This is a genomic window from Bradyrhizobium sp. 164, assembly GCF_023073715.1.
GTDB lineage: Bacteria > Pseudomonadota > Alphaproteobacteria > Rhizobiales > Xanthobacteraceae > Bradyrhizobium.
The window spans coordinates 1-11,499 of record NZ_JADPKA010000027.1; the positions used below are offsets into that span (position 1 = coordinate 1).

The 11,499-nt window shown below is 64.3% G+C and carries 10 protein-coding genes and 1 pseudogene; 3 read left to right on the forward strand and 8 right to left on the reverse strand.

Translation table 11 applies throughout. From position 1 onward, the window contains the following. Positions 1-275: 275 nt before the first annotated feature. From holA to IVB01_RS09670, 4 genes are all read right to left on the reverse strand, one after another. The gene (gene holA / locus IVB01_RS09655; protein ID WP_247421376.1) at positions 276-1,304 is read right to left on the reverse strand and encodes a DNA polymerase III subunit delta; all 1,029 of its coding nucleotides are present in this window, start codon (positions 1,302-1,304) and stop codon (positions 276-278) included. Positions 1,305-1,410: 106 nt separating this feature from the next. Then, positions 1,411-1,962, reverse strand: a complete 552-nt coding sequence (gene lptE / locus IVB01_RS09660) for an LPS assembly lipoprotein LptE (protein ID WP_247279959.1) — start codon at positions 1,960-1,962, stop codon at positions 1,411-1,413. Further along, positions 1,949-4,570 carry a leucine--tRNA ligase gene (leuS, locus tag IVB01_RS09665; protein ID WP_247279960.1) on the reverse strand — a complete coding sequence of 874 codons (2,622 nt, stop codon included), beginning with the start codon at positions 4,568-4,570 and terminating at the stop codon, positions 1,949-1,951. The genes lptE and leuS overlap by 14 nt, the downstream gene beginning before the upstream one ends. 272 nt (positions 4,571-4,842) lie before the next feature. Next, positions 4,843-6,540: a diguanylate cyclase gene (locus IVB01_RS09670; RefSeq protein WP_247279961.1), complete on the reverse strand. Its 1,698-nt coding sequence runs from the start codon at positions 6,538-6,540 to the stop codon at positions 4,843-4,845. A 108-nt stretch (positions 6,541-6,648) separates the two neighbouring features. Here IVB01_RS09670 and IVB01_RS09675 point away from each other — a divergent pair, with 108 nt between their 5' ends. After that, the gene (locus tag IVB01_RS09675) at positions 6,649-7,338 is read left to right on the forward strand and encodes a YggS family pyridoxal phosphate-dependent enzyme (protein ID WP_247279962.1); all 690 of its coding nucleotides are present in this window, start codon (positions 6,649-6,651) and stop codon (positions 7,336-7,338) included. A 137-nt stretch (positions 7,339-7,475) separates the two neighbouring features. On the opposite strand, the pseudogene IVB01_RS09680 reads toward IVB01_RS09675, so the two are convergent. Further along, positions 7,476-7,592 (reverse strand): annotated as a pseudogene (locus IVB01_RS09680) (hydratase); the annotation flags it as partial. Between the two features lie 26 nt (positions 7,593-7,618). Next, a complete protein-coding gene (locus IVB01_RS09685) occupies positions 7,619-8,155 on the reverse strand; it encodes a L,D-transpeptidase family protein (protein WP_247279963.1) in 537 nt (178 codons plus the stop codon). A 234-nt stretch (positions 8,156-8,389) separates the two neighbouring features. Here IVB01_RS09685 and IVB01_RS09690 point away from each other — a divergent pair, with 234 nt between their 5' ends. Together IVB01_RS09690 and IVB01_RS09695 are read left to right on the forward strand one after the other, a co-directional pair. Next, positions 8,390-9,076 (forward strand): response regulator transcription factor, encoded by a 687-nt coding sequence (locus IVB01_RS09690; RefSeq protein ID WP_007598630.1) that lies wholly within the window; start codon positions 8,390-8,392, stop codon positions 9,074-9,076. Positions 9,077-9,132: 56 nt separating this feature from the next. After that, positions 9,133-9,576: a cyclic nucleotide-binding domain-containing protein gene (locus IVB01_RS09695; RefSeq protein ID WP_247279964.1), complete on the forward strand. Its 444-nt coding sequence runs from the start codon at positions 9,133-9,135 to the stop codon at positions 9,574-9,576. A 133-nt stretch (positions 9,577-9,709) separates the two neighbouring features. On the opposite strand, the gene xth is transcribed toward IVB01_RS09695, so the two are convergent. Together xth and IVB01_RS09705 are read right to left on the reverse strand one after the other, a co-directional pair. Further along, on the reverse strand, positions 9,710-10,525 hold the full coding sequence (xth, locus tag IVB01_RS09700) for an exodeoxyribonuclease III (RefSeq protein ID WP_247279965.1): 816 nt from the start codon (positions 10,523-10,525) through the stop codon (positions 9,710-9,712). 219 nt (positions 10,526-10,744) lie between these two features. Then, complete coding sequence (locus IVB01_RS09705) at positions 10,745-11,497, reverse strand: outer membrane lipoprotein carrier protein LolA (protein WP_247280038.1); 753 nt, start codon at positions 11,495-11,497, stop codon at positions 10,745-10,747. Positions 11,498-11,499: the final 2 nt, after the last annotated feature.

Here is an 11,499-nt window from a genome sequence, read left to right on the forward strand (position 1 = left end):
GCTTGGCTGCTCGCCGCCCATCTAAGGCTCCTAATTCGCCGTCTAGCCAGAACCTTGATAGCGTCCACGCGCTTTTTGAGTCAGGCTCTCAGGATGAGGGATTACCGCCATCATTGTGACGCGGGACTCTCTCCACACGTCATTGCGAGGAGCATCAGCGACGAAGCAATCCAGAATCTTTCCGCGGAGGGATTCTGGATTGCTTCGCGGAGCCTGTCATCGGGCCGCGCTTTGCGCGGACCCGTTGGCTCGCAATGACGTGGAGAGAATTCGGCTCAGCCCCGCCGCTTCGCATTCGCGGCGATCGCCATCAGCGTGCGCTGGGCGATGGCGGCGGCGAGGGTGGATTGCTTGCGGGTGTCGAGCGCGGCGGTCGCGAGCTGCTCGATGATGGCGGCGAGCCGGGCCGGGCTGAAATTGCGCAGCGCCGCTTCGACCGCGGGCTTCCGCGAGAAGTGCAGCCGTGGAAAGCCGCCGTCGAGCACGGCTGAGGCCGGCGTCCCGTCGGCAATCGCGAGCGCCGATTTGTGCAGCCACGCGGCCTGGCGCTGCGCGGCGGAGATGATCACGCCGGGATAGGTGCCGGCGATCATGGCCTTGGCGAATTCGGCCTCGACAATGTCGGGCCGGCCGGCAAAGGCGCCATCGACGATGGGATCGAGCTTCAGCTCGGAGGCGTCGGCAACCACGGACATCACGTCATCCAGCGTGACCTCGCCCTTGCCATGGGCATAGAGCGTGAGCTTGCGCAGCTCGTTGCGCGAGGCCTGGCGGTCGCCGCCAAGGAACGACATCAGCGCCGCGCGGGCGTCCTGCGCGATGCGCAGATTGGCGATGCGGAGCTCCTCCTCCATCAGCTTGGCGAGGTCGCGCTCGGTGTCGGGATAGCAGCCGATCGCGACCGCCGTCTTGGCGCGCTCGCACGCCTTGCGCAGCGGCGATTCCGGGCGCAGCTCGCCGGCCTCGATCACGATGCGGCAATCCTTTACGTTCATCTCGGCCAGGGTGTCGATGCCGCTGGCAAAGCTGCGCGAGCCGGCGCGGACGCGGATGGCGCGGCGGCCGCCGAACAGCGGCACCGTCATGGCTTCGTCGACGAGGCGCGACGGCTCGGCGGAGAGCTCGTCGCCGTCGAGCTTGACCAGCGAGAACGGATCGTTGGGATCGTCGACGGCGGATGCGATCAGCGCATCGGCGCGCTCGCGCACGAGGCCCGCGTCGGGACCGTAGAGCAGGATGATCGGGCGGCCCGCATCCGGGCGGGCGAGGAAGGCATCGATCTCTTTTCCGCGCAGCGCGACCATGCCTAGATTGTCATTCCCGGGCGCGCATCGCGCAAAGCCGGAATCCAGAGGTTGGGAATTGAGATTCCGGGTTCACTTCGTGTGCCCCCGGAATGACGGAAATGAACTACGTGCCCGCGGTGAAGAACGAGGCGAGCCGAGTGTTGATGTTCTCCGCGATCTCGTTGGCGGCACGATCCTCGGCGTCGCGCACGGCGCGGTTGCGGGAGAAGCGCTGATAGGAGCCGGGCATGTCGTAGGACACGCGCGAGAAGGTGGTCCCGGTCATCACCGACTTGCCGGTCGCGACGTCGATCAGATTGTATTGCGCATCGATGCCGTAATTTTCGCTGGTCGGCAGTCCCGTCGCGGCGCTCACGATCAGGGACGAGCGGGTGGTGGTGAAGCGGATCTCCAGGCGGTGGGTCGGCGGCATTCCCGTCGCCGTGCCGTAGAGCTTGAAGGCCAGGGCATTGCGGACCTCGACGCCAACGCGCGCCTCGCGGGAGGCGTTCGCTTTGGCGATCGGCGGCAGCTCGACCCCCATCAGCTTCTCGCGCAGGCCAGGGGTACCGTCGTTGCGCTCGGCATACATCGGCTGGAAGCAGCCGGCCGTCAGCGCCGCCAGGGCGGCGACCGCCAGCAAGCGGGCTGCGATGCGGATCCTAGCCGACAACATTCACGATCCTCTTGGGGACGATGATCACCTTGCGGACGGGCTTGCCGTCCAGGGCCAGCTTTACCGCATCGAGGGCCAAAACGGCAGCCTCGATTTCCGGATTCTGGGCCAGTGTTGCAACTGTGACCTCACCCCGCTTCTTGCCGTTGACCTGGACCACCAGGGTCACGCTGTCTTCAACCAGCAAATCGCGTTCGATTTGGGGCCAATTGGCCTCCGAAACCAGCGCGCTCTGGCCCAAAGCCTGCCAGCACTCCTCGGCCAGATGCGGCATCATCGGGGAGAACAGCTGGACCAGGATCTGGCTGGCCTCCCGGATTGCCCAGGCCAGGTCCGCGGCGGGCTGGCCGGGGCGCTGGAGCACCTCGGATAGGGCATTGGCGAATTCGCGGATATGGGCGAGGCAGACGTTGAAGTGCAGTCGCTCGATGCCGGTCGTGACCTTGTCCAGGGCGCCATGGGCGGCCTTGCGCAAGGCGGTGGCATCTGCCCCGAACGAAGCCGGCCGGGCCGCCGGCGCGTCGTTGCCGAGTTCCTTCGCATCGTTCACCAGCCGCCACAGCCGCTGCACGAAGCGCGATGCGCCCTGGACGCGCTCGTCGCTCCAGATCACGTCGCGATCGGGCGGGGAGTCTGACAGCATGAACCAGCGGGCGACGTCGGCGCCGTAGGTCTCGATGATGTCGTCGGGATCGACAGTGTTCTTCTTCGACTTCGACATCTTCTCGATCGGACCGATCTGGATGTCTTCGCCGGTCGCGAGCAGCGTGGCGCGGCGACCATTGCCGCCGACCTCGACCTTGACCTCGGCCGGCTGCACATAGGAGCCGTCGGCCTTTTGGTAGGTCTCGTGCACCACCATGCCCTGTGTGAACATCCCGGCAAACGGCTCGTCGAGCGCGATGTGCCCAGTCGCCTTCATCGCGCGGGTGAAGAAGCGGCTGTAGAGCAGGTGCAGGATCGCGTGCTCGACGCCGCCGATATACTGATCGACCGGCAGCATCCGGTTGGCGACCGCAGGCGTCGTCGGCGCGTTCTCGTTCCAGGGATCGGTGAAGCGCGCAAAGTACCAGGACGAATCCACGAAAGTGTCCATGGTGTCGGTCTCACGCTGCGCCTTAGCCCCGCATTTCGGGCAGGTGACGTGTTTCCAGGTCGGATGATGATCGAGCGCGTTGCCCGGTCGGTCGAAGGTCGCATCATCCGGCAGCTTCACCGGCAAATCCGCATCCGGCACCGGCACCACATCGCATTTCGGACAGTGGATGACGGGAATCGGGCAGCCCCAGTAGCGCTGGCGCGAAATGCCCCAGTCGCGCAGGCGGAAATTGACCTGCCGCTCGCCGACCGGCGCGTTGCCGCGCAGCTCGCCTTCCAGCCGCTTCGCCACCTCTTCCTTGGCCTGATCGATCGTCATGCCGTCGAGGAAGCGGGAATTGATCATGCGGCCGTCACCGTCATAGGCGGTATCGGTGATGACGAACGATTTCGGATCCTGCCCCTCGGGGCACACCACCGGCGTGTTGCCGAGATTGTACTTGTTGACGAAGTCGAGGTCGCGCTGGTCGTGCGCGGGGCAGCCGAAGATCGCGCCGGTGCCGTATTCCATCAACACGAAGTTGGCGACATAGACCGGCAGCTTCCAGGAGGGATCGAACGGGTGCACTGCGCGGATGCCGGTGTCGAAGCCCTGCTTCTCCGCGGTGTCGATGACCTCCTGCGCGGTGCCGATCTTCTTGATCTCGGTGATGAACTCCGCAAGCGCAGGGTTCTTCGCGGCGGCCGCCTGCGCCAGCGGATGATCCGCCGAGATCGCCATGAACTTCGCGCCGAACAGCGTGTCCGGGCGCGTCGTGAAAATCTTCAGCTCGTTTTCGCCGGCCGTCGTCGCCGCATCCAGCGCAAAGCGGATCAACAGGCCTTCCGAGCGGCCGATCCAGTTGCGCTGCATTAGCCGCACCTTGTCGGGCCAGCGGTGGAGCCCGTCCAGCGCCGACAGCAGCTCCTGCGAGTACTTCGTGATCTTGAAGACCCACTGGTTCATCTCGCGCTGCTCGACGACGGCGCCGGAGCGCCAGCCACGGCCATCGATTACCTGCTCGTTCGCGAGCACGGTCATGTCGACGGGGTCCCAGTTCACCTTGCGCTTCTCGCGCTCGGCGAGCCCTTCGCGGAGGAAGTCGAGAAACATCTTCTGCTGGTGCTTGTAGTAGGAAGGATCGCAGGTCGCGATCTCTCTGGACCAGTCCAGCGACAGCCCGATCGAGCGGAGCTGCTTCTTCATCGCGGCGATGTTGTCGTAGGTCCAGGCCTTGGGCGCGACCTTGCGCTCGATCGCGGCGTTCTCGGCCGGCAGGCCGAAGGCGTCCCAGCCCATCGGGTGCAGCACATTGAACCCCTTGGCGCGCATGAACCGGGCCAGGACGTCACCGAGCGTATAGTTGCGGACATGACCGATATGGATGCGCCCGGAGGGGTAGGGGAACATCTCGAGGACGTAATATTTCGGCCGCGGATCGTCGTTTCGGGAGACGAAGATCGCCTGTTCGTCCCAGAGGCGTTGCCAGCGCGGTTCGGCGTCGCGGGCATTGTAGCGTTCGGAGGTCATGGAATCGTTGGGTTTTCGTGGGTTCGGCCGGCTAAAGACGGCGGACTAGGCCATAAAAGCCTGTAAGGGGTCAATGGGTTGCCGAACGCCGATAGATTTCACGTTTTCCGCTTCAAACCTCCGGTTCGCTACCGAGGTAGGTCCAGTTTGAGGTGCAATTAACGAGCTGAGCGCCAGTCTCGAGCGCGGCAACCGCGCGCTCTATCTTGCAAGAGCAGCGGCCGCAATCGCGCCGTTACGGAGAGCGAGTTCGATCGGGAGCGGATGGCCGGCTAGCCTGCCATCGCGATCTCGGTCGCGCCGGTCTCGATCGCCTGCACGCCGTGCTCGACGACGTTGTTGCGGCCGCGGTGTTTTGCGGCGTAGAGCGCGGCGTCGGCGGCTTCGATGAGGTCACCGGGGCGCAGTGTCTCGTTTGGCTTCGTCGCTGCAACGCCGATCGAGACGGTGACGATCATATGCGCGGAGGTGATATGCGGCAGGCAGAGTTTCAACACGGCCGCGCGGACGAGTTCGCCGATTTCGACGGCGCGGGCGACGTCGGTGTTCGGCAGCAGCAGACAGAATTCCTCGCCGCCATAGCGCGCCGCGAAACCCATCGTGTCGGCGGCAATGCCGGACAGCGATTCGCCGAGCCGGGTCAGGCAGGAATCGCCTTCGAGATGGCCATAAGTGTCGTTGAAGAGCTTGAAGTGGTCGACGTCGATCATCAGAAGCGCGAGGTCGCTGCCATATTGCTGGGCGCGCATCCATTCGAAATCGAGCCGGCTCTGGAAGCCGCGACGGTTTGCGAGACCGGACAGCATGTCGATCGATGCCATCACCGTCAGGCGGTCGTTGCTCGCGATCAGCTCGCGCTCGCGCTGACTCAATTGCGCGGCCATCGCATTGAACGCGCGCGCCAGCGGCACGAACTCGGCGGGCAGGCGAGTACGCGCCGCCCGCGCCGACAGATCGCCTTCGCCGAGACGCTTGGCCATGTCGGCCAGCATCTCGATCGGCTTGATCACCAGTTTCTCGGCGGCGATCAGCGCGCCGAGCAGGACGAACACGACGACGAAGGCGAGCTGAAGATAGGCGGTGCGGATGTCGCGGCTCACCGCCGCGGACACCTTGTCCTCGTCGATGCTTGCGATCAGGCGGGCATTGGTGCCGGCGATGCGGATGTAGCTGACCGCGCGGCGGGAGCCGTCGGCAGCTAGAAAGGACAGCGCGCCTTCATCCTGGTCGGACCGCAGCGCCCTGTCGGCGATCGCCGACATCAGCGGCATGTTGTCGAGGGGACGGCCGACCGCGCTGTGCTGGTCGGCGGGCGCGGCCAGTACGGTGCCGGCGCTGTCGACGAGAACCGCCGTGATGCCGGCGCGTCCGCCGAGATTGCTCATAACCTTCGACATCCAGTCGAGGTTGACGGTGGCGAGCACGACGGCATCCGGAACGCCGCTGAAGGCGGACACCGGATAAACCGCCATGACGGTCGGCGTCGGCGCGGGCCGCGACAGGATGAAGTCGCTCAGCACGAAACGGCCGGTTTCCTGTGCCTGCAGGAAGTAGGGCCGGTCACTGAGATCGAGGCCGACATACATGTTGTTGGTGGCGCACTGGATGCGGCCGTCCTGGCCCGCGATTAGAAGCGTGCGGATCCAGGGCAGGCTCGACGGCAGGCTCGCACGCAGCACGTCGCAGCTCTTGCTGATCCCGCCGGCGGACGCCCGAATGAAGGCCTCCGATTTCAGGATGGTCTCGACCGACGAGATCACCTCGCGCTGCGCATCGGCGCTGTGCCTTGCGACGGTGGTGAATTCGGCGGCGGCCTGCGCGATCTGCCGCGCGCGCGTGTCTTCGAGCGAACGGATGCGCTCGAGCATCAAGGGGGCCACCAGAATCACCGCGAGCAACGCGAGCCGCGCCCGGATTCCGAGAACCTGCTTGAGTTTGGCTCGTTTGCGGTTGAGACTGACGCTTGCCATCTTCGCTACCCACCCCACGGGCAAGGTAAAGCGAAGGGTTCAAAAACTCTTTCTTGAACTCGGTAAAATTGGACTTACCTGCGGTTACGACCACAACCGATCGACGTCATGACAGAAGCCAACGCCGCGCCGGCAACCGGCCATTCACCAAACGGGCTCGCCGCAGTCGAGGCCGAAATTGCACGTGCCTGCAAGGATGCGCAGCGCGATCGCGCCTCCGTGACGCTGATCGCAGTGTCCAAGACTTTCGCCGCGGATACGATTACCCCGGTGATCGACGCCGGACAGCGCGTATTCGGCGAAAATCGGGTCCAGGAGGCCAAAGGCAAGTGGCCCGCGTTAATGTCTGTCTACTCGGACATCGCGCTGCATCTGATCGGGCCGCTGCAATCCAACAAGGCGAAGGAGGCGGTCGCGCTGTTCGATGCCATCCATTCGGTCGACCGTCCGAGCATTTGCCAAGCGTTAGCCAAGGAAATCGAATCCCAGAACAAGCACCCGCAGCTGTTCGTCCAGATCAACACCGGCGAGGAGCCGCAGAAGGCCGGCGTCGCGCCCGGCGAGGCCGATGCCTTCCTCGCGAGCTGCCGCGACACCTATGGGCTGACGATTTCCGGCCTGATGTGCATCCCGCCGATCGACGAACCGCCGGCGGCGCACTTTGCTCTCACCGCCAAGATCGCGGCGCGCAATGGCCTGAAGAACCTGTCGATGGGCATGAGCGCGGATTTTGTGACCGCGATCATGCTCGGCGCCACCCATGTCCGCGTGGGAAGCGCGATCTTCGGGCATCGGTGAGAGCCGTAGGCGAAGGGCCGTGGGGCAACGGTCTTGATTTCGTCATTGCGAGCGAAGCGAAGCAATCCAGAGTCTTTCCACGTATGCATTTCGGGATTGCTTCACTTCCCCCGCAATGACGGCGGAAGGGGCCGCACCTACGCAAACCCCACCGACACCTTGCCCAGCACGCCGAAATCCACCGCAAAATGATCGCCGGCCTGGATCGGCAGCGGCGGATGGCCCATGCCCGGGGTCACCACCTCCGCTGCCCGATCTGATCCCTGTCGAGCATGCGTCCTCACCCGATGATGATTTTCGTTCTTGGTCCCAATCGTCGCAGCAATTGCAGCATCGCAGATCTCGTCATGGCGACGCAGCCTGCGGTCGGGCCGAAATTGTCGCGGGCGAGGTGCAAGAACACCGCGCTGCCGCGGCCGGCGATGCGCGGCCTCGTGTTGTGGTCGATCTCGATGATGAAATCATAGAGATGGTCGCTCCGCTTGAGCCGGTCACCGCCCTGCCCTTCGCCGAGCCGGATACCTTGGTTGTAATGACGGTCTTTGGGGTCCTCGCACCAGGCGTCCTCGCCGGTGATGATCCGGGCCGGCAAGAATGTCTGCGGACGGCTGTGCCGATCGCCCCGCCACCACAACCGCCTGGGGCGGAAGCTGCCTTTCGGGGTGCCGCCGTCGCCCTCGCGCTTGTTGGCGAGGATGCCGCCGCGTCCCAGCGCCACCGGTATCGTCAGTGCTCCGGCCGTCAGCCAGCCCCGGCGGGGATTGCCGGCGGCACGCCTAACGCGGATCGCGGACAGCGGCCCGGCACTTCGGTTCATGGTGTAACTAGCTGACGCAGCTTTGTTTTTCATGTGAACGTGCGATGTCGAATTCATTACAGGACATTCATCAAAACGCCCTGCTATTCTGGGTTAGAGTGGTTCTGGCTTGTGAATCGGTAACAGCCCACTACTTCAACACGAACAACAATAACAACGGCGACCCCTAACTTTCCCTCGCGGCTGGGTGCGGCATGGATGCGCGCCGAGCCGGATCCAAAAGGATGACCCCCTATGGCCAATGCCCGCAAGATCCTGATCGTGGATGACGATACCGATCTGCGCGATACGTTGGTGGAGCAATTATCGCTGCACGAAGAATTCGAAGCATCCGCCGTCGATACCGGCGCCAAGGGCGCAAGCGCCGCAAAGGCCAATGCTCCCGATCTCGTTCTGATGGATGTCGGCCTGCCCGACACCGATGGTCGCGAGGTGGTTCGCTCGTTACGCAAGGGCGGCTTCAAGGCCCCGATCATCATGCTGACCGGCCACGACACCGATTCCGACACCATTTTGGGGCTGGAGTCCGGCGCCAACGATTATGTGGCAAAGCCCTTCCGCTTCGCCGTGCTGCTCGCCCGCATCCGCGCCCAGCTTCGCCAGCACGAGGCCAGCGAGGACGCGGTGTTCTCGGTCGGCCCCTACTCTTTCCGCCCCGGCTCGAAGATGCTGACGGCAGCGAACGCGCGCAAGGTCCGCCTCACCGAAAAGGAGACCGCCATCCTCCGCTTCCTCTACCGGGCCGGCCAGATGCCGGTGTCGCGCGAGACGCTGCTCCAGGAGGTCTGGGGTTATAATTCCGGCGTCACCACCCACACGCTGGAAACCCACATCTACCGCCTTCGCCAGAAGATCGAGAAGGACGCCGCCAACCCGGAAATCCTGGTCACGGAAGCCGGTGGCTACAAGCTGGTGCCGTGATACGCTTCAGGGGCCTGCGAATCGTTAGATCGCCTGCCCTTGAGCCTCGGACCTGAATGTCAATCGACGACGATGTAGCGCTTCTCGAGCGTGTCCCGACACTGCGCCTGTTGGGAGACGCCTCGTTGCGCATGCTGGCGATCGGCTCCGAGCAGCGCAACTTCGTCCGCGGCGACGTCCTGTTCAATCTCGGCGACGATGCCGACGCCGGCTTCGTGGTCCAGCGCGGCGCCTTCCGGGTCGATGACGGCGCCGGTGCCGAAATGATCGCCGGTCCCGGCGCCCTGATCGGCGAGCTCGCGCTGGTCGTGCCGATGAAGCGGCCGTCGACCGCGGTCGCGCTGGAGCACGCCTCCGTCATCCGCATCGCGCGCAGCCTGTTCCAGCGCGTGCTCGAAAGCGACCCCGCCGCCGCGGTTCGCCTGCGCGACGAATTCGCAGTCCGCTCCAGCCAGATCGCCAGCGATATTTTGATGGCCGGTGCGAAGCTGACGTCGTGAGTGATCCTCATGGTGAGGAGGCGCGTCAGCGCCGTCTCGAACCATGAAGGCCCGGACATCGCCCGCAGCCCATCCTTCGAGACGCGCGCACGCGCGCTCCTCAGAATGAGGGCGTCAGGCGTGATGGACGGTGCTAAACCTCGAGCGTCACCGTCACCGGGACATGGTCCGACGGCCGCTCCCAGCTCCGCGCATCGCGAAGGATCTTGAAATCCTGAACGGCATCCTTCAGCGCGCGCGAGACCCAGATGTGGTCGAGCCGGCGGCCGCGATCGCCGACGGTCCAGTCGGGGGAGCGATAGCTCCACCACGTATAGACCTTCTCCGACATCGGGATGCGCTCGCGCGCGACATCGATCCATTCGCCGGCAGCCAGCGCCGCCTTCAGCTTCTCGGTTTCGATCGGGGTGTGCGAAACCACCTTCAGAAGCTGCTTGTGCGACCAGACGTCGTTCTCGTGCGGGGCGACGTTGAGGTCGCCGACGAGGATGTGGCGGTCCTGCCCTCGCGGATGCAGCGGCTCGCAGGCTCTCATCTCGTCGAGGAAGCGCAGCTTGTGGTCGAACTTCTCGTTCAGCGCGGGATCGGGAATGTCGCCGCCGGCGGGCACGTAGAAATTATGCACGATCAGCGGCTTTGCGATGTTGGCCGTGCCGCCGAACGACACCGAGATGTGGCGGGAATCCAGCTTGTCGCAGAAGGTTCGGATGTCCTTCGACTCGAACGGAATCTTCGAGACGATGGCGACGCCGTGATAGCCCTTCTGCCCGTTCAGCGCGACGTGCTCATAGCCGAGCCGCTTGAAACGCTTGAGCGGAAAGGCGTCGTCGATGCATTTGGTCTCCTGCAGGCACAGCACGTCCGGCCGCGCGCTCTTGAGGAATTTCGCGACCAGATCGATGCGTAGCCGCACCGAATTGATGTTCCAGGTTGTCAGGGAAAAACGCATGGGACGTGCGTCTTAGCAAGCTCTCGCAGGATGGGCAAAGGCGCAGCGCGACGTGCCCACGTCTTTTCCAGCTTGGAAATGCGAGGTCTCGCAGCACGGGCACAGCAATTTGTCCGGTGCAGCTCGAAGAGCGAAGCGTGCCCACCATGCCTGCCGCGAGGAAAGAGATGGTGGGCACGGCGCAAGGGCACCTTCGCTCACCCTACGGCGATAGAACGTTCAACCTGGCGATGGGCCGTAATTGGTGAAATCGATCTTGAACATGTTGGGATCGAGCTTCTTGCTCGAATCCAGATTGTAGACCGCGATCGTGGTGTCGTAGCCCTGCGGATCGGTGACGGTCCACTGCTTCAACTGACCGTCCTTGGCGCCAAACATCAAGAGGAGACGGCTGGTGCCGACCAGCGCCTGCTTCTCCTCGATGGTAACGCTAATGAAGACGTCGTCAGCCGATACGTTGACGACGTTGGTGTCTCTCATCAGGTCGATGCGATCGGACAGCAGGAAACGCAGCGGCGTCTGCGACAGCGGATACACGTCCTGGGTTGCGAGCTTGCGATCACGCACCACCAGCGACGATCCGTCGGCGACGATGTCGATCGGGCTCGGCGCATCATATTCGAAGCGGACCTTGCCCGGCTTCTGGATGTAGAAATCGCCCTGCGTCTTGCTGCCGTCGGGGCCGACCTGAACGAAATTCCCGACCAGCGTCTGAAGCGAGGACAGATAGGCGCTGACCTTGGCGGCCTGTGCCTTCTGGTTGGCGTCGAAGGTCTGGAAGATGCTGCTCGGCACGTTGCGGCGCGGATCCGGGATGACCGGATTCGGTGGCGTCTGCGTCGCACCGGTGATAGCTGGCCCGCCCGCGGCGCCGCCGTCACGTCCCTTCGGCGCGGGCTTGGGCACAGGCACAGTCTGCGCCAGCGACGCTGCGGTCACCATCGCGGCGGTCACCAGAAGCACGCCGGCCACCC